This window comes from Burkholderia humptydooensis, assembly GCF_001513745.1.
Lineage (GTDB): Bacteria > Pseudomonadota > Gammaproteobacteria > Burkholderiales > Burkholderiaceae > Burkholderia > Burkholderia humptydooensis.
On sequence record NZ_CP013380.1, the window covers coordinates 1,034,629 to 1,054,478 of the forward strand.

The 19,850-nt window shown below is 65.4% G+C and carries 18 protein-coding genes, 1 tRNA gene and 4 pseudogenes; 11 read left to right on the forward strand and 12 right to left on the reverse strand.

Annotated features, from left to right (window positions below):
• Positions 1-256: 256 nt before the first annotated feature.
• Entirely contained in the window at positions 257-841 is a 585-nt protein-coding gene (locus tag AQ610_RS04745) for a TetR/AcrR family transcriptional regulator (RefSeq protein WP_043282344.1), read from the reverse strand.
• A gap of 257 nt (positions 842-1,098) precedes the next feature.
• Here AQ610_RS04745 and AQ610_RS35760 point away from each other — a divergent pair, with 257 nt between their 5' ends.
• The 4 genes and pseudogenes from AQ610_RS35760 to AQ610_RS04765 form a co-directional block, all read left to right on the forward strand.
• Entirely contained in the window at positions 1,099-1,551 is a 453-nt protein-coding gene (locus AQ610_RS35760; RefSeq protein ID WP_144411918.1) for a hypothetical protein, read from the forward strand.
• Positions 1,552-1,892: 341 nt separating this feature from the next.
• On the forward strand, positions 1,893-2,126 hold the full coding sequence (locus AQ610_RS04755; RefSeq protein ID WP_009917466.1) for a hypothetical protein: 234 nt from the start codon (positions 1,893-1,895) through the stop codon (positions 2,124-2,126).
• Positions 2,127-2,198: 72 nt separating this feature from the next.
• Positions 2,199-3,230: an aromatic ring-hydroxylating oxygenase subunit alpha gene (locus AQ610_RS04760; protein ID WP_043282347.1), complete on the forward strand. Its 1,032-nt coding sequence runs from the start codon at positions 2,199-2,201 to the stop codon at positions 3,228-3,230.
• Positions 3,231-3,373: 143 nt separating this feature from the next.
• Positions 3,374-4,273, forward strand: a pseudogene (locus AQ610_RS04765) (conjugal transfer protein TraG N-terminal domain-containing protein); the annotation flags it as partial.
• An 18-nt stretch (positions 4,274-4,291) separates the two neighbouring features.
• Here the strand turns inward: AQ610_RS04765 and AQ610_RS32635 are convergent.
• From AQ610_RS32635 to AQ610_RS04775, 3 genes are all read right to left on the reverse strand, one after another.
• Positions 4,292-4,654, reverse strand: coding sequence for a DUF3742 family protein (locus AQ610_RS32635; RefSeq protein ID WP_009917465.1), 363 nt, complete (start codon positions 4,652-4,654; stop codon positions 4,292-4,294).
• Positions 4,655-4,742: 88 nt separating this feature from the next.
• Entirely contained in the window at positions 4,743-5,375 is a 633-nt protein-coding gene (locus tag AQ610_RS04770) for an RES family NAD+ phosphorylase (RefSeq protein WP_009917464.1), read from the reverse strand.
• A 12-nt stretch (positions 5,376-5,387) separates the two neighbouring features.
• Positions 5,388-6,014, reverse strand: coding sequence for a hypothetical protein (locus tag AQ610_RS04775; RefSeq protein WP_009917463.1), 627 nt, complete (start codon positions 6,012-6,014; stop codon positions 5,388-5,390).
• Between the two features lie 341 nt (positions 6,015-6,355).
• On the opposite strand from AQ610_RS04775, the pseudogene AQ610_RS04780 reads away from it, so the two are divergent.
• A pseudogene (locus AQ610_RS04780) lies at positions 6,356-6,937 on the forward strand (TraI domain-containing protein); the annotation flags it as partial.
• Between the two features lie 85 nt (positions 6,938-7,022).
• On the opposite strand, the pseudogene AQ610_RS38030 reads toward AQ610_RS04780, so the two are convergent.
• The 3 genes and pseudogenes from AQ610_RS38030 to AQ610_RS04790 form a co-directional block, all read right to left on the reverse strand.
• A pseudogene (locus AQ610_RS38030) lies at positions 7,023-7,517 on the reverse strand (tyrosine-type recombinase/integrase); the annotation flags it as partial.
• A 222-nt stretch (positions 7,518-7,739) separates the two neighbouring features.
• Positions 7,740-7,814, reverse strand: a tRNA-Gly gene (locus tag AQ610_RS04785).
• Between the two features lie 196 nt (positions 7,815-8,010).
• The gene (locus AQ610_RS04790; RefSeq protein ID WP_006025563.1) at positions 8,011-8,985 is read right to left on the reverse strand and encodes a quinone oxidoreductase family protein; all 975 of its coding nucleotides are present in this window, start codon (positions 8,983-8,985) and stop codon (positions 8,011-8,013) included.
• Positions 8,986-9,122: 137 nt separating this feature from the next.
• On the opposite strand from AQ610_RS04790, the gene AQ610_RS04795 reads away from it, so the two are divergent.
• Together AQ610_RS04795 and AQ610_RS38330 are read left to right on the forward strand one after the other, a co-directional pair.
• Positions 9,123-10,007: a LysR family transcriptional regulator gene (locus AQ610_RS04795; protein ID WP_006025564.1), complete on the forward strand. Its 885-nt coding sequence runs from the start codon at positions 9,123-9,125 to the stop codon at positions 10,005-10,007.
• A gap of 190 nt (positions 10,008-10,197) precedes the next feature.
• A pseudogene (locus AQ610_RS38330) lies at positions 10,198-10,624 on the forward strand (hypothetical protein).
• 287 nt (positions 10,625-10,911) lie between these two features.
• On the opposite strand, the gene AQ610_RS04810 reads toward AQ610_RS38330, so the two are convergent.
• On the reverse strand, positions 10,912-12,132 hold the full coding sequence (locus tag AQ610_RS04810) for a S53 family peptidase (RefSeq protein ID WP_009917460.1): 1,221 nt from the start codon (positions 12,130-12,132) through the stop codon (positions 10,912-10,914).
• Between the two features lie 653 nt (positions 12,133-12,785).
• Here AQ610_RS04810 and crcB point away from each other — a divergent pair.
• Positions 12,786-13,172 (forward strand): fluoride efflux transporter CrcB, encoded by a 387-nt coding sequence (gene crcB, locus AQ610_RS04815; RefSeq protein WP_004522284.1) that lies wholly within the window; start codon positions 12,786-12,788, stop codon positions 13,170-13,172.
• A gap of 22 nt (positions 13,173-13,194) precedes the next feature.
• Positions 13,195-13,551, forward strand: coding sequence for a DUF190 domain-containing protein (locus tag AQ610_RS04820; RefSeq protein ID WP_006025568.1), 357 nt, complete (start codon positions 13,195-13,197; stop codon positions 13,549-13,551).
• A gap of 13 nt (positions 13,552-13,564) precedes the next feature.
• On the opposite strand, the gene AQ610_RS04825 is transcribed toward AQ610_RS04820, so the two are convergent.
• Positions 13,565-14,128 carry a YggT family protein gene (locus tag AQ610_RS04825; protein ID WP_009917458.1) on the reverse strand — a complete coding sequence of 188 codons (564 nt, stop codon included), beginning with the start codon at positions 14,126-14,128 and terminating at the stop codon, positions 13,565-13,567.
• 82 nt (positions 14,129-14,210) lie between these two features.
• Positions 14,211-15,215 (reverse strand): Rossmann-like and DUF2520 domain-containing protein, encoded by a 1,005-nt coding sequence (locus AQ610_RS04830; protein WP_006025570.1) that lies wholly within the window; start codon positions 15,213-15,215, stop codon positions 14,211-14,213.
• A 402-nt stretch (positions 15,216-15,617) separates the two neighbouring features.
• On the opposite strand from AQ610_RS04830, the gene AQ610_RS04835 reads away from it, so the two are divergent.
• Together AQ610_RS04835 and AQ610_RS04840 are read left to right on the forward strand one after the other, a co-directional pair.
• The gene (locus AQ610_RS04835; RefSeq protein WP_009913340.1) at positions 15,618-15,914 is read left to right on the forward strand and encodes a hypothetical protein; all 297 of its coding nucleotides are present in this window, start codon (positions 15,618-15,620) and stop codon (positions 15,912-15,914) included.
• Between the two features lie 163 nt (positions 15,915-16,077).
• Positions 16,078-17,061 carry a threo-3-hydroxy-L-aspartate ammonia-lyase gene (locus AQ610_RS04840; RefSeq protein ID WP_009913339.1) on the forward strand — a complete coding sequence of 328 codons (984 nt, stop codon included), beginning with the start codon at positions 16,078-16,080 and terminating at the stop codon, positions 17,059-17,061.
• A gap of 187 nt (positions 17,062-17,248) precedes the next feature.
• On the opposite strand, the gene AQ610_RS04845 is transcribed toward AQ610_RS04840, so the two are convergent.
• Together AQ610_RS04845 and AQ610_RS04850 are read right to left on the reverse strand one after the other, a co-directional pair.
• The gene (locus tag AQ610_RS04845; protein WP_015601550.1) at positions 17,249-17,923 is read right to left on the reverse strand and encodes a LysE family translocator; all 675 of its coding nucleotides are present in this window, start codon (positions 17,921-17,923) and stop codon (positions 17,249-17,251) included.
• Positions 17,924-17,963: 40 nt separating this feature from the next.
• Complete coding sequence (locus AQ610_RS04850; protein WP_006025574.1) at positions 17,964-19,523, reverse strand: UbiD family decarboxylase; 1,560 nt, start codon at positions 19,521-19,523, stop codon at positions 17,964-17,966.
• Positions 19,524-19,850 lie beyond the last annotated feature (327 nt).

Sequence of the window (19,850 nt, forward strand, 5' to 3'; positions counted from 1 at the left end):
CAGAACCGAATCCGGGCGTGGCAAAGCTATCCGAGCGCCTTCACTGCCGCGTCGCGGCCCGGCGAGCGGTGCGAGCGTGGCGTTGCTGCACCGGGATCGCTTCGGCGTTCACTGTGAGTTCGCGTGCCCCTGCGGCGTGAGCCAGCTCCGACCCACGTCAACCGGGGCCGCTTGCATGCCGTGCTTCCACGCGAACTCGCTGCTCGTGGCCGTCACCGTCATGCGGAAAATAACAGCGGGTCTCGCTATCGAAACGTCAGGCGGACGTGCCTAACAGCAGTTTGGTAAAGCTTCTGGCGGTTGCGTGCAGTCGATCCGGATCGTGGTAAACGCGCTCGATCACGGTAAGCCCTCGCGAGAACACCACGATCATTCGGGCGGCCTGGGCCGGGGGAATGCTTAACGATGACCGAAGCGGCTCGCGCGAGAGAGATTCCGCTATGCGCGTCTCCAACCTATCGAGCAACGTCCGCAAGCACTCTTGAACCACTGGGCTTACCTCGTCACTTTCTCCCGCCATCTTTGTCGTCAGGCATCCGCGTGGGGGAGAACCAATCGACATGTTTCCGATTGCGAAGTCGAAAAAGCGTCGCAAAGCGAGTGATGCGGAGGGTGCATCAAGCGCGGCTTGCGCTTCCGACAAGAAGCATTTCGTGTATCGCTCATAGGCAAGCAGAAAGATTTGCTCTTTCCCACCGTAGGCGTGATAGAGCGAACCGCGCTGGACCTGAGTCGCCTCGGCGAGGTCCGACATGGACGTGGCCTGCCAGCCCTTCTGCCAGAAGACTTCCAGTGCCTTGTCCAACACGGATTCCTCGTCGAACTGCCTGACCATCGCCATGAAAACGATACTCCTCAAAGAGCGGTTAAGGTTCCACTTGCAACGTTCTTTGACAAATGTGTCAACGTTGACAATAATGACATTATAGGACAACGAGAGACGGTCAGGGTCGGACTGTCCTGAGTCCACGACGCGTTCGAAGCCCGCCACGCGAAGTGTCATCGTCCACAAGGGACTTTTACCTGACTTACGCCGCTCGTCATCCAATTGGAACCGTTTTTCTTCGTTTCTCACTTGATAAATAAGGAGTGCTATAGATGAGAAACAGTCAAATCAAATGCGATTGTGGTTTCGCCGTCTACCGCAGTACGCGCGATTGCCGCTTGACTCGCGGCGTCGCCGAGCGCTATCCGGATGGCTCGGTGGAGATAGTCCTACCTCTGCAATTGGTTGTTATCGACGAGCGCCCTTCTCAAGGGTCGGCTTACTACCGGACCAGTTCGAAGAAAGTACCTCAATGTCGCATCAGGGAGGGCGAAACAGCGGTGTCGAAGTGGCGGATCGATGATCAATCGGCACTCAATCTTTTTGCTGGCCAAGCTAGTGCCGAGGCCGAGCTTCCCGGCGATCTCTTCGAACGCAAGCCGTGTACTCCAGACTCGGTTTGGGCCAGTAGAAGTGCAACCTCTCGGATGTATGGCGCAAGAGCATCTTCACGCGATTTCGGCACGCGTCCAGCACGGTACGCACGCCTTTTTCGAAAAGCCTGAGCAACATTTCCAAGCTGAGGGTCCGCTTTACGGTTCCTTTTATGAGGGCCAATTTGATTTCCTTCGCGATGACGATGCATTCCGAATGCCGGAACTTCGTCGGAACACATCGCTTTGGGGCAACCAGGCGGACGAGGACGGCACGTGCATGACGGTACCAATCGTGTCGAGAAGCGTCTACCAACTCAAGCGCGCCGTTGATGAGACCGCAATGTTCACCCGGGCATGATTCGGGCGAGACCGAGGCCCGGCCGAATCGTTAAAGAATCCGAATTGAATCGCCGATCCGGGGGGCGCACGCGCTCGCGATCATGGCGTCCCCCATGCAAGGAGAAACAAGCATGCGTCTACTGAATCGCACACGAGTCCTCGTCGTCGGCGGCGGGCCGGCCGGCGCGACCGGCGCGGCATTCCTCGCCGCGATTACGAGGCGTTCGAGCGCCCGACGCCCGCAGCGCCGTCTCGCCATCGTTCCCGCGGCGCGACGAATGTCCTGTGGCGCGCCGTTCGCGATGCGCGAGCAGATCGACAGCCTGGCGCTGTTAATGCTTGATGAGTTCAATTCAACGGGATGAAAATGCCCGACCTCGCAGGATGCGTGTGTCGCGAAACTCGATGTCGATCGATTGCCACGTAAGGAGGAGACGATGCTATCCGTTCACGAGGATTGCAATCTGACGAACCATCGCAACGAGAACGATTGGATACCCGATCGGATTAGCCTGCGCAACGCGTGGCTTCCACTTGCCCATGCGTTTGAGATCAGCGAACGGGTTTCGCGCTGGCATATTCGATCGGAACCGTACTACCTCTGGCGAACGGGTGGTCGCATCCACACATCCCAGTGGCATCCCGAATTGCCAATCTCAAAACGTCCCCCGTCGCATCGGCAGGAGCACGCGGAACATTGCCCGGTGATCGAACGATATGGCTATGTATGGATTTGGTACGGCGATCCCGAGGCCGCAAGCGACACCTTTCTCCCAGATGTGCCGTTTCTGCCGCGCGATGGCGGTCTGCCCAAATATATGCAGGGCAACATCCGTTTCAATTGTTGCGCGCCGCTCCTGATCGAAAATCTGCTGGATTTGACGCACTCGGATTTCCTGCACGCGAAGGTGTTTGGTAACGAACGGTCCGATGAGGATCGGATCGACGTGCGTTATACATCTGAAACGGTGACGATGATCCGCCGCTGCAAGAACAAGTCGGTGATACCAATCATGCGTTGGTTCGGTGGCGTGCGTGCGAAGTATCAGGACGTTCATGCGGTGATTCATGTGCATGTGCGCAGTTCGATCGCGCTCGCGTATGGTCGCCACATTCCGGGCAGCGATCTGCCCTTGTTCCATCCGTGCGTGCCCGAGTCGGGCAACCACTGTCGGCTCAATTTCGCATTGAATGCGACGGCATCGCCGTGGCCGTTGCGCCTCATATTGCCATTCATGCCCTATGTCGTTGGACCTCAAGACAACAGCATGGTTGATAGGCAACGTGGTCGCTACCTCGAATCTGGCGAGCGTCGCGATCTTTTCTCGCGCTTTGATCAGGCCGGTCTGCGCTATCGAATTCTGCTGCAGCAACTCGCGAAACGGCAGAGAGAAGGGGATTTCGCATACGCGGATGACGCACTGCCGAATCAGGACGCGCGCGATATCCTCGGAATGTCCTGCCTATAGTTCAGGGAGAGCACCGGATAGCTTCCGAACGACATGCGCTCGCATTTGTCGCCCCATGAGCAACGGAAGCGCCAGGTCTTTGGCGCCGGTGGCGGAGACGTAGAGACAGAGTCCGCCGAAATCGGCCAGCGTGTACGGTGTGCCGGTTGTTCGTGGCGATCGTGCTCATCATGTTCGCCGGCATCCCGTTCATCCCGGTCAATCTCTCCACGATCAAGTTCGACACGACCCGCTCCGAGCAGTGCCAGGTCAAAGTCCCGCAGCCAGCGGACACGGGCTGGGGCACGTCGTATACCGCGCTTAACAACCAGAGCGCGCTGGTGCTCGTCTGGTGGTTCTTCATGTACGCCATCTCGAAGGCCGTCACCGGGGCAGCCGTGGCGGCGATCCCGTGCGGCACCGACCTGCGCCAGATCCGTATGGACGTGGATGCCACCCGTATCAACGACCCGGTGCTTGCCCAGGAGGTCGCCGACTTCACGCACGACTGCTACGGGCCGTCGCGCGCCAAGCTCTTCATGAACCGGCCCACGCTGTCGGACGCGCAGATGAACGACGTGACCTGGATCGGCTCGAACTACTTTCTCTACACGGGCGGCTTCTACGACACCTATCATTCGAGCGCGGTGCGCACGGCCTGGCCCTACGATGCCAGCCGCGACGCGGGGTTGGCTCAGGTGGACAGCGGCGGCGGGTATCCGACGTGCCGGCAGTGGCGGTCGGATGGGCGCCAGGGGCTGCGCAGCCGTTTGCTGGCGCAGGTCGATCCCGACTTGCTGACCCGTATCGGGAAATGGGCCGGCTTCCTGTCGCAGGCAGAGGTCGACGACTCGGTGATCCGGGCGACCGTTTCTCCCCAGCAGCAGAAGATGAACCAAGGGCAGGTCTATGCGGATTACGGCGGCCAGGTGGGCATGACGTTGCCGAACGAGGTGACGCGCGGTGCCGGCGACGTGGGGCTGGCCGTGGGCTCGCTGGGCTTTTTCCCGGCGATGGACGTGGTGCGTGAGGCACTGCCGATGGTGCTGTCGTTTCTGAAGATCAAAGAAGTGACCCGCCGCTCAATCGTCGTCGGATACGTGCGGATCAATCCGCCAGTTGCTCTTGTCGTAGAGGCCGAAGCCGTTGGGGCCTTCCCGCCACTCAGGTTGCGGATCATCCTGATCCAAGCCACCGTGCTCCGCAAGCCAAGCTGCTACGACTGCAAATATCAGCAACAGTGCCAGCCAAAAGACGGCGTAGAACAGGATGGCCACCACGCCGAGCTTGACGATCCACAGCGTGGTAGTAGCGCCGCCGGCGGGCATCCCCTGAGCCACCAGCCAGGCCACAGCTTCGCGCTCACGGCGGACGTAGGCACGCCACATCCTGCCTAACCAGCGGCCGAGGCGTTCTGCGTGGCTGCGATGGGTCTTCGTGCTCATGGCTCTCGTCACCTGCTACATGCGTGTGGGCTATGCCAGTTTGCTCCAATCGGTTCTGCTAATGGCTTCAATGCGTTCCATACCTGCCTCAGAACACTTCGTCATCAGGTTCCACCGGGCCGGGATCAGGCTCCACGGCGACACGATAGGTATCGACGAAGCGTGGCCAATCCGCATGGTCAATCAGGTCGATGTCCTCAATAACCCTGACCATCGCCTCGGCACGGTCGAACAAGGCGATGCTCGCAGCGGGGTAGTTGTTGCGCGATGGGTAGAGCACGCCTGCGAACAGCGGAAAGCCTTCGTCGCCGAGCATCGCATGCACCTGAGCGGACACCTGCTGCGTGTGGGTGTAGTCGCGGCTGGCCAACTGCTCCAGATTCAAGCCGAAGTAGCCCGCCATGACGCCCGGGGCCGTGAGGTCCGCGAGGCGCAGGTCGTCCAGAACACCCACGGCGCGCACCAGTCGGCTCTGAACTTCTTTCAGCGCGATGGCGCGCTTCGTGTCCGCGAGCCATTGGTGTTTGTGGAACACCGATTCCATCAACGCCGTGGGCAGGTCGCGGCCCAAGTAGAGCACACCGTAGCTCCGTGCGGGGTCGTCGTAGCGGTTGGTGCCGTCGCGGCCGTAGTACAGCGGGTCTCCCCGATACGCAACGCGGCTTACGTGCTGAAGCAGTTCACCGGCCTCGATCGGGAACGACGGCAATTCAATACTCACTCCAACCTCGTCTCAATGAGCGTGCACGCCCAGCACGTTGAACACCGCCCTGGCGACGTCGTCGATCGAGCCGGCCGTCACCGCATCCACCGGCGAACGCCGGTCCAGGCCTTCGAGCGGCTCGGACAGCGCACGGTAGATCGTCCAGTTGTCGATGCCTTCGACTTCCTGGAGCACGGCCTGCGTCAACTGTTGTTTCACTGGGTCGAGCTGCCAGTCGGGCAGCTTCTGGCCGCGCGGCCCCACGTTCAACGCCAGCAGCCGACGAGCGTCGATGTCCTTGTAGATTTGCTGGCGCGACTTGTCCGCCAACTTGGCGAACTCGGCGAGCGGCAGATTGTGCGGCTGCTCGAAGGCTTCCAGCATCGCGGCGCGACCACGCTGGATGTCAGTTGCGCCAGGCGTCCAGCGCGTACCGGCACGCAATGCAGCCGCCTTGCGTGCCAAGGTTTGCTCCACCGTCTCCGCTTCCAGGTTGGCAGGCAGTTCGACCGCTTCCACGCGCTCATGCACGAACGCCTGAAGCTCGGCCGCAAAGGCACGGGCGTCCCGGATTTCGACGGTCGTGAAGAAGCGATGCACATCTTCCACCGTGACGCGCGGCAGGTGGTCGGCAATGAATTCAAGGGTCTTGGGCATGGTCGTCTCCCGCAGGCAGGATTGAAACACGAGAACCACTCTAATCTCCTTTGTCTCGTTTGTCAACTTTGTAAAATTGCGGATTTCCTCCGCGACCCGACCGTCATCGACAGGGCGGACGCGGCACTCGCGCAGCATAGGACGGCTCCTCGCGCCTGAGCGCCGGCCAATCCGATCGGGGCCATCCCACATTGATGGTGGAACCACCTTCCGGGTTGCCCTATACCCAAAAAGTTGAAGGTCAAAGGGCTGGCAAGGGGCAAGGGAACGGGGGGCAAGGGGAAAGGCCCTACCCGAAAGGGCCAAAAGACTCCCCCGCCAGTCCATCACCGGGATTCGCCATGCTCTCGCTGTTCCACTGCAAAAAGGTTCCGCCGGCCGCCAGCGCGCCGTCGGCACGGCCCATCGAGCCATCCAAAGGGCTGACGCGGCCAGAGCTGGCCGCGTCGCTGCTGGCGACGCCGCGGCGGCAGCGGCTACTGGAACACATCTGGCAACGCACGTCCGTCTCACGCAGCCAATTCGCCGCGCTGTACCGCGCGCCGCTGGAGCCCTACGCCGAGTTGGTCCAGCAGTTCCCCGCATCGGAAAGCCACCATCACGACTACCCCGGCGGCATGCTGGATCACGGTCTGGAGATCGTGGCCTATGCACTGAAGCTGCGGCAGTCCCATCTGCTGCCGGCCGGTGCCACGCCGGAAGCGCAGGCCGCCCAAGCCGAGGCGTGGACTGCCGGCACCGCCTATGCGGTGCTGCTGCACGATATTGGTAAGGTGGCCGTCGATCTGCACGTCGAGTATGGCGACGGCGTCGTCTGGCATCCTTGGCACGGCCCGCTGTGCCGGGCGTACCGCTTCCGCTACCGCCCTGAACGCGAATACCGCCTGCACAGCGCCGCCACCGGCCTGTTGTACGCTCGCGTGGGTTCTGCTCCAGGCCCGGCATGATCACCAGTGCATACCGGAAAAGCTGGTTGAACCAGGTGCGTACCTTCTCGGCGACGGACGGCGCGCCGCGCTTTTCGATACGACCGACGATCTCGAGCAGATCAACACGGGTGACGTTATAGATCGACTGCTTGCGCAGAAGGGGGAGGATGTTCTTTTCGAAGATGCGCGGGATCATCGCGAGCGTGGTCTGCCGACCCATTTTGAGGCGTCCGTGTTCGCGGCGGAACGTGAGCCACTTTTCGTACACCGCCTCGAAGGTGTTCTGCTCGACTTGAGTGGCGATGTGCCGATCCTTTTCTTGTTGCCGCTGCGGATTGATGTTCTTGGCCACCAGCGTCCGTGCATCATCGCGGCGGTTGCGGGCCTCGCGCAGGCTGATCTCCGGGTAGTCTCCCAGGGACATCCGCTTCTGACGGCCCTGCCACGTGTAGCGGAAGTGCCAGGACTTGGCGCCTGTTTTCGAGACTGCCAACGAGAGGCCATCGAAATCGGGGAGGGTGTAAGCGTTTCCGGTGGCCTTGGCCTGCCGGACGGCCATGTCAGTGAGTGCCATCTCTGCTCCTGAACAGAGTCAGGAGTCAGATACTCATCCCATGGCTCGCTTGACCCCAGCAACAATCCGGACTCGAACCCGACCGCTTTGGTGGACTAGCGGATGGACCAAATCAGTCCAGCAGTAGGGGGATTTCGATGGATTTCGCTGGAGGACTGTCGAGGAAAAAACCTTTATCGACAGCAGCTTATGGAAATCGGTGGATATCCATGGAAGCTCAAGTGGAGCGGGCGATGGGAATCGAACCCACGTCATCAGCTTGGGAAGCTGAGGTAATGGCCATTATACGACGCCCGCAAAATAAATAATTCTACAGGGTTTGACGGGAGAAATGCAATGGGCCGGCCACCGTTCGATGCATTGCCGCCGTTATCACCCGACGGGCATCGTCCAGCGCCATCACGCGCTGCGCACACGTCCGCACGAGCGGCGCCGCGCGCCCAGATCGATTTCCGCGAGCAGGCGCGACGCATCGCGCCCGCCGCCCTCCGCGTCACACGGTCAATATCACGCTCCCCGTCGTCTTCCCCGCTTCGAGCGCCGCATGCGCGCGCGCCGCATCGCTCAGCGCGTAGCTCGAGCCGATCGGCGCGACCACCCCGTCGGCAAGCACGTCGAGCAGATCGCTCGTGCCGCGCGCATACAACCGAGGATCGTTCGCGTACGCAAGCGAGCTCGGCCGCATCAGGCCGATCGAACGCGCGAAGCCGAGATCCTCGACGCGCACGGGTGGAATCGGCCCCGCCGGCTGACCGAGGCTCGCGACGACGCCGAACGGACGAACGACGCGCAGTGTCTGCGCGACCATGTTCCCGCCGATGCCGTCGATCGCCAGATGGACGCCACGGCGCTCCGCGATGCGCACCGCTTCGTCGGTCCAGCCCGGATCGGTATGGAGCAGCACGTGATCGGCGCCTGCCGCGCGCGCCAGCTCGATCTTGCCCGCCGAGCCTACCGTGCCGATCACTTGAGCGCCGAGCCGCTTCGCCCATCGCACGACGATCTGTCCGAGTCCGCCCGCCGCCGCGTGCACGAGAATCCAGTCGCCGCGCGTCGTTGGATGCACTTCGTGCAGCAGCATGTGCGCGGTGAGGCCGCGCAGCATCGAGCTGCCCGCCGCCTCGAACGACAGCGCATCGGGAATCCTGACGAGCCGGCTGGCCGGCAGCACGCGCGACTCGGCATAAGCGCCGATCGGCGCGCCCGCATACGCGACGCGGTCGCCCGGTCGCAGCCGCGTCACCTCGCTGCCTACCGCTTCGACGACGCCCGCGCCTTCGAAACCGAGCACGGCGGGCCGCGACGCGACCGGATACAGCCCGCTGCGGAAATACGTATCGACGAAGTTCACGCCGATCACCGATTGCCTGATGCGCGCGTCGAGCGGCCCCGGATCGGGAACGTCGAGTTCGATCGCCTTCAGTACTTCGGGGCCGCCGGTTTGCGTGATCGCCATCGCAAGCGTCATGGTGTTTTCTCCAACGTGATGAACAGAAGGGGGAGCCGGGCGCGGATCCATGCGCCGAATCGAAACCAAGGTTATGGCTCGATGCGATCCGGTGTAAATTCCCCGGATCTGCACTGTGTCTGTGGAAAATTGCACCGATGTTCGATTGGGAAAACCTGCGGCATTTTCTGGCGGTCGCCCGAGTCGGCACGCTTTCGGGCGCGGCGCGCGCGCTCGGCGTCGATCATGCGACGGTCGGCCGGCGCGTGACGATGCTCGAAACCGAATTGCAGGTGCGGCTCGTCGAGCGCTTTCCGCGCCATTGCGCGCTGACGGGCGCGGGACGGCGGATCTTCGAGATCGCGTCGGCGATGGAGGCGGGCGCGTTCGCGATCGAGCGCACGATCCAGGCGGAGCGCTCGCAACTGGCGGGTGCGGTCGTCGTCAGCGCGCCGCCCGTACTTGTCACGAACTTCTTCGCGAAGGCGACGACTGCGTTTCGCGAGCGCTATCCGGGCATTCAGCTCGCGCTGTCGGGGCAGGCGCAGAGCGTGTCGCTGAGCCGGCGCGAGGCGGACGTCGCGGTGCGGCTCGTGCGCCCGAAGGAGGCGGGCAACGTCGTGCGCCGCATCGGCGCGATGGAGTTCGCGCTCTATGCGGCGCGGCGCTATCCGTATCTGCAGGAGCCGGCACGCTGGGAATTCGTCGGCTACGACGATCAGTTCGACGACATGCCGCAGCAGCGATGGCTGAAGAAGATCGCGGGCAAGCGGGCGATCGCGTGCCGGCTCGGCGACATCACGAGCCAATACGCGGCGACGCGCGCCGGCGCCGGAATCGGGATGCTGCCGCGCTTTCTGCCGGCCGCGGGCGACGATCTCGTCGAGCTCGACGTCGACGCCGAGCCGTTCGTGCGCGACATCTGGCTCGTCGTGCATCGGCAACTGAAGGCGTCGCCGCCGATTCGCGCGGTGATGGATTTCATCGTCGAGCGGGTGCAGGGCACGCCCGCGCTGCAGCGTTCGAGCGCGATGGCGCATTGATCGCGCGGCGGTGGATGCGCATGGGATCGGTCGTGCCCGCGCGCCGCTCGTCGCTTGCCGTCCAAAGGTCCAAAACGCTTGGCGGTGCGCCGCGCGAGCGTATGATCGTCCCGACTTCGAACGAAATCTGGAGCGAAACCGCCGCGCCATGTCCGATTCACGCCGCCCGCCTTCGAACCTGTCGTCCGCGATGCGCGCCGCCGCGACGCCCGTCGCGGCCGAGCTCGTCGACGCGGCCGTTCGCGCGTTGTCGCGCGCCGATGCGCTGCTCGTCACGGCGCGCGCGGGCATCGGCATCGATTCCGGGCTGCCGGATTTCCGCGGCGCGGAAGGATTGTGGCGCGCGTACCCGGCGCTCGGCGATGTCGGCTACGCGTTCCACGAATCCTGATGTTCGACGATGCCGGTTGGCTCGGCGCGCGGGACGCGTGGCGGTGGTCGAAATCGGCGCCGGCACCGCGGTGCCGATGGTGCGCTTCTTCAGCGAACGCATCGGCGACGACGTGATCCGGATCAACGTTCGTGAAGCGCACGCGCGGCGCGGCGACGTGATCGGATTGCCGGGCGGCGCGCTCGAGACGCTGCGCGCGCTCGACGCCGCGTGGCGGCGGGATTGACGCTCGACTGCGCGCGCGACGGCTGTTGCCGTGCGGGTGCTTCGCGCGGTCGCGAGCGGCGTGGGCCACGCGCGTCGGCGCGTGCGGTTGCCGGCCGGTGGGCGAACGATCGACCGGATATCGGCGGCGATCCGGGCGCTGCCGGGAAAAACGAAAGAGGCCATGCTGCGCGCATCGCCTCTCTTGATCGTCTCGAACGTCTGCTCGTCCGCGTTCGGCCCGCGTTACCGGATTCTTCTCGCGGCGCGGCGTCGCCCGCCGCCGAGCGGGGGCAGCCGGTCAACTCGTCAGGGTTGCGCGACGAGCCCCTGAACCAGGTCGAGCGCCTGCGGCGAGCCCAATCCCGTCACGTAGTCGTAGCCGCCGCTCGCGGTGCAGATCGTCCCGCAACTGCCGTTGGTGCCCGACGTGATGTCATGATAGTCGCTGCCGTATGCGGACTTGCCGACCGTATAGAGCTGGTTGTACGAGCCGGCGAGCTTGCCCTTGCCGGCCGCGGCGCGCATCGAGTTCGCGATCGCGAAGAGCGCCGCCCATTGCGGCGCGCCCGCGCTCGTGCCGCCTACGACGAACCAGCCTGATTGCCCCAGGTAGGTGACGGAGTCGTACACCGCGAAGCCCGAGCCCGGATCCGCGTCGTATGCGACGTCGGGCACGCCACGGCTGCCGGCATACGGAATCGGCCACAGCGCCTGGCCCGACGGCTCCGGCTCGTATGTGCCGACGCCGCCGCCGCTGCCGCTCCACGCGGTTTCGCCGACGTAGTTGCCGGATGCGTCGACGGCGAGCGTCGTGCCGCCGACCGCGACGACGTACGGCGACGCAGCCGGATATTCGGTGCCGTTGCCGCTGTCGCCGGACGATGCGACGAACGTGACGCGCGACGGCGCGCTGAAGTGGCTGTCGTAGCCCGTTTCCGAGCTGAATTCGCTGCCGCCGAAGCTCATCGACACGACGGATGCGCCCGCGCCGACTGCCGCGTCGACCGCGGTCATCAGATCGTTGAAGCCGTTCGACGCCGCCTCGACGAGCACGATCTTCGCCTTCGGCGCGATCGCGTGCACCCATTCGACGTCGAGCGACATCTCGAGCGACCAGCCGGCGTCGGCGCGCGGCTTGCTGCCGCTCGCGTAGAGCTTCCTGAAGCAGCCGTTCGACGTCGTGCAGGGCGGCAGCGAGAAATTCTTGCTGAAGACGCCAAGATCGGATTCGATCTTCGGATCGTCGTATGCGTCGACGATCGCGACGATCATGCCGTCGCCCTGGTTCGCGATCGAGTCGAAGCCGTACGCGTGCCGCACGGTGGCGGGCGCGAGGCCCGAGACGGTCGTCGCCGAGAAGCGCGCCGGATTCGTGTGGAACGGCGGCCGCGCGAAGCCTATCGGCACGCGAGTGCCCTCGACGTACGACGGCGGGTGCGCGGGGCCCTGCGCGAGCGAGGCTGTCGCCGCGAATGCCTGAATGCAGGCGGCCGTTATCAGGATGGACAGCAAGGGTTTGTTTTTCATGCTGTATTCTCCATATCAATAAATGGAGTGGTCTGTTTGAATTCTACGAACCGGAAAGGTTTTTTGAATAAAAAAATCGGCATGCCGAGGGATTTCCCGAGCCTGTTTCCAAGCACTGAAAACGGGCATCGTTGCCACTGTCGAATCAACGGGGAGACCAGGCCGGGTGGGGGAAGGCCGCCGAGCCGGGCGAGCGCGCGGCGAATCGGTCGAATCGGCAGCATCGGCCGATTCGACCGATTCGTGCATTCGACATCCTGCGTAACCCGAGCCGTTCGTTCTTAATAATCCGAATAATTGATTTTTTGTGTTTATCGTTTTCGTTTTATTCGGCTTGTTGAAAATAGAACGAACGGAAGTTTTATTTGGAGTTTTACGTCATGGCGACGGAGCCGGATTGGCGAAGAGACGAAGCGGCCGGCAGGCGAAACGACGCAGCACGTTCCGGCCGGCCCGCCGATGCGTGCCGATGCGCGCCGAGCAGGCCGATTGCCGGGCGTGCGGAAATCCGCATAAAGTTGAGCATGTGCGTCGCCGGCCGGGCGCGTCCGAAGCCGCGAAGCCATGCAGCCGCGCAACTGCGTCGGCATGACGCCGGGCTCGGGCCCGGCAAGCGTCGCGCCAATCTTCTCCGTCACGCGTGGGGGGCCGCCTTGTTCTATTCGATCGTCGCGATTTTCGTCGGCGCCGGGCTCGGCGCGTTGCTGCGCTGGTTCCTGAGCATCGGCCTCAATGCGCTCCTGCCCGAAGTGCCGCTCGGCACGCTTGCATCGAACCTGATCGGCGGCTATCTGATCGGCATCGCGGTGGTCGCGTTCGCGACGCGGGCGGGGCTGCCGCCCGAATGGCGGCTGTTCGTGATCACGGGCTTCATGGGCGGGCTCACGACGTTCTCGACGTACTCGGTCGAAGTGATGACGCACGCGGTTCAGGGCGAGTTCGGCTGGGCGCTCGCCGTGGCTGCCCTACACTTGATAGGTTCGTTCACGTTGACGGGGCTCGGCATGTGGACCGCGCGGGCATGGCTCGCGCCGGCCTGATCCGGCGTCGGGGGAGGCGGCTATGGACGGGATCTTTCTGCGTTTCTACGTACACGAGAATCACCGGCTGCACTGGAAGCCGCTCTGGGAGTGGCTGCTGGAGGAAGCGAACCGGATGGGCGTCGCGGGCGGCTCCGCGTTTCGCGCGATGGCGGGGTTCGGCCAGCACCGGGTGCTGCACGAGGACCGCTTCTTCGAGCTGCAGGGGTCGCTTGCGATCGAGGTCGAATTCGTCGTCACGGAAGACGAGGCGCGGCGGCTCATCGAGCGCGTGTCGCGCGAGAAGGTGCGCGTGTGCTACGCGACGATTCCCGCACGTCTCGGCGTGATCGACAATCTCGGCGACGGCGCGCCCGGCGCCGCGCCGCCTGCCGCCTAGCGCCTGCCGCCGGTCAGATGCCGAACAGCGTGAGCGACACCGCCGCGCGCGTGACGATCATGATCAGCACCTGAACGATCACGAACAGCAGGATCGGCGACAGGTCGATGCCGCCCAGATGCGGGATCAGCCGGCGCAGCGGGTTCAGGAACGGCGCCGTCAGTTGATACAGGATCGCCATCGCGGGCGAGCGGGGGTTCAGCCACGACAGCAGCGCCATCAGGATCGTGAGCCACAGCACGAGATTGAGCGCCCACTTGACGACGGTCAGCAGCGCGACGACGAGGATCGTCGGGATGATCGACAGCGCGTCGACGCCCGCCATCGTCACCATCAGCGCGACGTAGACGAGCGACGTGACGACGGCCGCGACGATGCTCGCCCAGTCGACGCCGCGCACGCCCGGGACGATGTGCCGCAGCGGCAGCACGAGCCAGTTCGTCACCTGCAGCACGGCCTGCGTGACGGGGTTGTACGGCGGCACGCGCACGGCCTGCAGCCAGACGCGCAGGATCAATGCGGCGCCGAACAGCGTGAAGATGGTATTGAGCAGAAAACGGGCGATTTCGCCGAACATCTTTGAATCCTTTTCGTTATCCAGTCCAGTCGGGTAGCGTGCCGACGCCGCCTTCGGGCGGCGTGCATCGGGCGTCACCTTATCACGGCTCGTCGCGGGCGGGGCGCGCGAGGTCGAGCGAACGGGCGAGCGATGCGTCGAGCGCGTGCTCTAGCGCGTCGAGTGACGGGGGCGGCGACGCGCGCCTGCGCGCGAGCGCGACCGCGCGGCGGGTGTGGAGCGCGTAGAACGCCGCGTGGTCGCCGCCGCGCGATTCGAGCAGCGCGAGCTGCCGCTCGACGATGCCGACGTCGCCGCGCGACACGGGTCCGGCGAGCGCGTTCGCGAGCCCCTTGTCGCGCGCGGTCTCGAGCGTGCCGGCGAGCATCGGCAGCAGCGCGCGCAGCGCCTCGTCCTCGGCGAAGCCGAGCGCGCGCCACAGCTCGACGCATTCGGCGAGGTTGCAGAGCGCGAAGCTCGCCGCGTAGTTCGCGGCCGCGTGATAGAGCATCCGGCCGCCCGCCGGGATCGACAGCGGATGGCAGCCGAGCGCCGCGGCGAGTGCGGCGAGCACGTCCTTCAGCGCGCCGTCGGCTTCGATCGTCACCGAGCAGCCGTCGATTCGCGCGAGATCGGCGTCGCCGCCGCCGAACAGGTAGAGCGGATGGAAGCCGCCCGTCGCCGCGCCTTGCGCGCGCGCGGGATCGAGCAGGTCGACGCTCGACGCGCCGCTGCAATGGACGAGCGCCTGGCCGCCGGCGCGCGCGGGGGCGAAGCGCAGCTCGGCGGCGATTCGGCCGAGCGCGTCGTCGGGCGTGGTGACGAAGATCAGGTCGGCCGCGTCGACGACTGCCTGCGGCGTATCGAGCGCGGCGCAGCGCGTGCGGCCGCGGTCGGCGTCGGAAGCGGCGTGCGGGGCGGCACGCGCGGCGGCGGCGTGCGCGGCTCGCTCGGCGTCGATTTGCGCGGCGAGCGCGGCGGCCGACGCGCTCGAGCGGCTCGCGATCGCCGCGACGTCATGCCCGGCGCGCGCGAAGCGGCGGGCGACGCAGCGGGCGAGGCGGCCGGCGCCGATGAAGCCGATGCGGGGCGTAGCGGAAAGGGACATGGAAGCGATCCGTCATCTGCGGTAAACCATCAGTATCGCGTATTCGGCCATGACGGCGTTCGGTCTGGCCCCAAATCCGCATCGATGACGGGGGCGGAGCATGCGGCGGCGTCCTTCCGTGTCGCGCCGTCCGCATACTGTCTCTAATTTGTAATCGTTCATTACCGCGCGCCGAACGAGCGGCGCGGCGGCGTCCGCAGCGCCGCCCGCGATGTCTCGCGATCCGCCGAACGGCCGCCGGACCGCGCCCGCGCCGCCGTGCCGCAGAGCTTTGTGCAATTGCAATTTGCAACAAATGGGCGTGGCTCGCGATTCCGGATTTCGCTACATTCGTCTCATACGGCAAGGATGCCGTCGCTGTCGATACGGCGAGCGCCGCCGCCCGCCGTTAGGAGAACCAAAGTGAAAAAGCTCATTCCGTTGATCGCCGTCGCAGCACTGGGCCTCGGAGCTGCGAGCGCCGCCCAGGCGCACGTGTCGATCGGTGTCGGCATCGGGGTGCCGATTGCGCCGGCGTATCCGGTCTACGCGCCGCCGCCGCCCGTTTATTACGCGCCGCCTCCGCCCGTCGTCTACGCGCCAGCGCCCGTGTACTACGGGCCGCCCGCCGTCGTGGTCGGCGGCGGCTATTACGGCTACGGCCGTCCGTACTGGCACCATCACCGCGGCTACTACGGCCGTCCGTACTGGCGCTACTGATTGATGACGTCGACGCGCCGCCTGGCGGGCGGCAGCGTCTGACGCTGCGGCGCGTCACGGCGATGTCCGTGCCGCGCCGTTTTCTTTTCCGGTTGCTGCGCGAGTCGAGCGAAGCTGGGACAATGGCCGCTTCCTTGTCCAATGCGTTTTCGCACTCGCTGCCATGCCTGTTCAATCCGCCTCCGACCTCGTTCTCCCGACCTTCGACGACGTGACCGACGCAGCCGCCCGGCTCGCCGGCGTCGCGCATCGCACACCCGTCCTCACGTCCAGCACGGCCGATGCGCGCACGGGCGCGACGGTCTTCTTCAAATGCGAGAACTTCCAGCGGATGGGGGCGTTCAAGTTCCGCGGCGCGTACAACGCGATCTCGCACTTCGACGCCGAGCGGCGCCGCGCGGGCGTGCTCACGTATTCGTCGGGCAACCACGCGCAGGCGATCGCGCTCGCCGCGCGTCTCGCGGGCATTCGCGCGACGATCGTGATGCCGCACGACGCGCCGGCCGCGAAGGTCGCGGCCACGAAGGGCTATGGCGGCGAAGTCATCACCTACGATCGCTATACGGAGAGCCGGGAGGAGATCGGCGCGCGGCTCGCGCAGGAGCGCGGCATGACGCTCGTGCCGCCTTACGATCATCTGCACGTGATCGCCGGGCAGGGGACGGCCGCGAAAGAGCTGATCGAGGAAGTCGGCGAGCTCGACATGCTCGTCGCGCCGCTCGGCGGCGGCGGGCTGATGGCGGGCACTGCGCTGTCGGCCGCCGCGCTGTCGGCGGGCTGCGCGGTGATCGGCGTCGAGCCGGAGGCGGGCAACGACGCGCAGCAGTCGCTCGAGCGCGGCGAGGTCGTGCGCATTCCGGTGCCGCGGACGATCGCGGACGGCGCGGCGTCGACGCACGTCGGCGCGTACAACTTTCCGATCCTTCAGCGGCTCGTCAAGCGAATCGTCACGGCGAGCGACGCGCAACTCGTCGATACGATGCGTTTCTTCGCGGAGCGGATGAAGATGGTCGTCGAGCCGACCGGCTGCCTCGGCGCGGCCGCGGTGCTCGACGGCGTGCTGCCCGTCGCGGGCAAGCGTATCGGCGTGATCCTGAGCGGCGGCAACGTCGATCTCGCGCGCTACGGCGAGTTCCTGCGCGGGTGAGCGTGGATGCGGACGGCTGGCGGCGTGCGTTGCCGCGCCGGCCGGAATGCGTTGCGTCGATTCAGGATTGCGGCGCGCGCCTGACCCGATCGGCCGGCGCGCGCGGGCGAGCCGTGCCGCGCGCGCACGCTCACCGACGCGCATCGCGCCGCCCGCCCGCGAGGGCGGCGAGCCGCGCCGCATTGCATCAAGCCGCCGCGTTCAGGATCAGGTCGCGATAGCCGCCGACGATCACGCTGTACGAGAAGTACGCAAAAAGCAGCGCCGACACGACGTGGCACGCGCGCATCAGCCCCGCGCCCGCGCGCTTGCGGCCTTGGCTCGCGAGCGTGCAGAGGAAGAGCGTCCACGCGAGCCCGCCGAGGAAGAAGCCCGACAGGAACACCGATGCGGTCGCGGGCGTCGTCGCGCCGGCCTTCGCGATCAATGCGCCGCCGACCGCCGCGAACCACAGGATCGCCGACGGCGACGACATCGCGAGCAGCATCCCGCGCGCGAAGTTGCGCCACGTGCCCTTCCGGGCAAGGGCGGCGGGCGCATCGTCGCCGATGTCGCGCGCCGGCTCGGGAAGGAGCGCCTCGCGCGCCATCTTCCAGGTGAGGAACAGCAGCACCGCGCCGCCGCCGAGCCACACGACCCAACGCACGGCCTCGAACTGCAGCAGCACGGCCATGCCGGCGAGCGCGAGCGCCGCATAGACGAGGTCGCCGACGCACGAGCCGACGCCGAGCCAGAAACCCGGCTTGAATCCGTGCGACAGCGTGAGCGACAGCATCGCGACATTCACGAGGCCGATGTCGAGACACAGGGAAAGCGACAGGAAAAAGCCGTCGGACAGCATCGACGTGGGGGCGAAGCTCATCATGTGCGGTTGTTATTGAACATGTTCGACGCGCGAGCGTTCACGACAGGCCGATTTCGGTCCACAGACGATCGACGCGCGCTTTCACGGCGGCGTCCATCTCGATCGGCCGGCCCCATTCGCGCTGGGTTTCGCCCGGCCACTTGTTGGTCGCGTCGAGCCCCATCTTCGAGCCGAGACCGGCGACGGGCGACGCGAAGTCGAGATAGTCGATCGGCGTGTTCTCGACGAGCACCGTGTCGCGCGCCGGATCGACGCGCGTCGTGATCGCCCAGATCACTTCCTTCCAGTCGCGCACGTTCACGTCCTCGTCGACGACAACGATGAACTTCGTATACATGAACTGCCGCAGGAAGCTCCAGACGCCGAACATCACGCGCTTCGCGTGCCCCGCGTAGCTCTTCTTCATCTGGACGATCGCCATCCGGTAGCTGCAACCCTCGGGCGGCAGATAGAAGTCGGTGATCTCGGGGAACTGCTTCTGCAGCAGCGGCACGAACACCTCGTTCAGCGCGACGCCGAGCACGGCCGGCTCGTCGGGCGGTTTGCCGGTGTACGTCGAGTGATAGATCGCGTCGCGGCGCATCGTGATCCGCTCGACCGTGAAGACCGGAAACCACTCCTGCTCGTTGTAGTAGCCGGTGTGGTCGCCGTATGGGCCTTCGAGCGCATGCTCGTAGCCGGCCGCGGCGCCCGCCGTCGGCCTCGGCGGCGCGCCTTCCGGCGCCGGTGCGGGCGCGCCCCGCTGCGGATGAATGAAGCCTTCGAGCACGATCTCCGCGCGCGCCGGCACCTGCAGCGTGTCGACGCCGGGCGTCAGGCATTTCGCGAGCTCGGTGCGCGCGCCGCGCAGCAGGCCTGCGAACTGGTATTCGGACAGCGTGTCGGGCACGGGCGTGACGGCGCCGAGCGTCGTCGCCGGATCGGCGCCGAGCACGACGGCGACGGGATAGGATTGGCCCGGATGCTTCAGCGCGAATTCGCGGAAGTCGAGCGCGCCGCCGCGATGCGCGAGCCAGCGCATGATCAGTTTGTTGCGTCCGATCAGTTGCTGCCGATAGATGCCGAGATTCTGGCGCGTTTTGTTCGGCCCGCGCGTGACGGTGAGGCCCCATGTGAGAAGCGGCCCGGCGTCGCCCGGCCAGCAGGTCTGGATCGGCAGCTTGTGCAGATCGACGTCGTCGCCTTCCCAGACGATCTCCTGGCACGGCGGCGCGGACACCGTCTTCGGGCCCATGTCCCACACGGCCTTCGCGAGCGACAGCAGCTTGCCCGCGTCCTTCAGGCTCTTCGGCGGATCGGGCTCCTTGAGCGCCGACAGCAGGCGGCCGATGTCGCGCAGCGACGCGAGCGCCGCGTCGTCGGCGGCGTCGACGCCCATCCCGAGCGCGACGCGCCGCGGCGTGCCGAACAGGTTGCCGAGCACCGGAAACCGGTAGCCGGCCGGCGCGTCGAACAGCAGCGCGGGACCGCCGGCGCGCAGCACGCGGTCGCAGAGCTCGGTCATTTCGAGGACGGGCGACACGGGTTGCGTGACGCGCCGTAATTCGCCGCGCTGCTCGAGGCTGTGAATGAAATCGCGTAAATCTTTGTATTTCATGAAGGATGTCCAGGCCGCGCGCGACAGGCGGCGGCGGTGGGGGCTGGGCACGGAGCACGCCCGAACGAGCGCCGATTTTACCCGGCCGGACGGCCAGGCGATGAAAACGTAGAAAATGGCGGCGGATCCGAACGCCAGACGGCATGCGGCTTCCGATTCCGATCCGTAATAAATCATTACTTTTTGTTATGAAATTGCATTTCTATAGTGTTGACGATCTATAAAACCCTGCTAGAATCCGCTCACATTGGTTGCAGGCCCCTGTAGTTGAACCATCAATCCCCGGCCCTATAGACGCAGCGCGTCGCCGTCCGCCGATACCTGCAC

Bases quoted from the DNA above. Each gene is read 5' to 3' on its own strand.
- AQ610_RS04825 (WP_009917458.1), bottom strand. From the start codon at position 14,128: ATGTTCGGCGAAATCGCCCGTTTTCTGCTCAATACCATCTTCACGCTG.
- AQ610_RS04755 (WP_009917466.1), top strand. From the start codon at position 1,893: ATGCGTCTACTGAATCGCACACGAGTCCTCGTCGTCGGCGGCGGGCCG.
- AQ610_RS04745 (WP_043282344.1), bottom strand. From the start codon at position 841: ATGGCGATGGTCAGGCAGTTCGACGAGGAATCCGTGTTGGACAAGGCA.
- AQ610_RS04795 (WP_006025564.1), top strand. From the start codon at position 9,123: ATGTTCGATTGGGAAAACCTGCGGCATTTTCTGGCGGTCGCCCGAGTC.
- AQ610_RS04775 (WP_009917463.1), bottom strand. From the start codon at position 6,014: ATGCCCAAGACCCTTGAATTCATTGCCGACCACCTGCCGCGCGTCACG.
- AQ610_RS04790 (WP_006025563.1), bottom strand. From the start codon at position 8,985: ATGACGCTTGCGATGGCGATCACGCAAACCGGCGGCCCCGAAGTACTG.
- AQ610_RS04850 (WP_006025574.1), bottom strand. From the start codon at position 19,523: ATGAAATACAAAGATTTACGCGATTTCATTCACAGCCTCGAGCAGCGC.
- AQ610_RS04830 (WP_006025570.1), bottom strand. From the start codon at position 15,215: ATGTCCCTTTCCGCTACGCCCCGCATCGGCTTCATCGGCGCCGGCCGC.
- AQ610_RS04810 (WP_009917460.1), bottom strand. From the start codon at position 12,132: ATGAAAAACAAACCCTTGCTGTCCATCCTGATAACGGCCGCCTGCATT.
- AQ610_RS04840 (WP_009913339.1), top strand. From the start codon at position 16,078: ATGCCTGTTCAATCCGCCTCCGACCTCGTTCTCCCGACCTTCGACGAC.
- AQ610_RS35760 (WP_144411918.1), top strand. From the start codon at position 1,099: ATGAGAAACAGTCAAATCAAATGCGATTGTGGTTTCGCCGTCTACCGC.
- AQ610_RS04820 (WP_006025568.1), top strand. From the start codon at position 13,195: ATGGACGGGATCTTTCTGCGTTTCTACGTACACGAGAATCACCGGCTG.
- AQ610_RS32635 (WP_009917465.1), bottom strand. From the start codon at position 4,654: ATGAGCACGAAGACCCATCGCAGCCACGCAGAACGCCTCGGCCGCTGG.
- AQ610_RS04845 (WP_015601550.1), bottom strand. From the start codon at position 17,923: ATGAGCTTCGCCCCCACGTCGATGCTGTCCGACGGCTTTTTCCTGTCG.
- AQ610_RS04760 (WP_043282347.1), top strand. From the start codon at position 2,199: ATGCTATCCGTTCACGAGGATTGCAATCTGACGAACCATCGCAACGAG.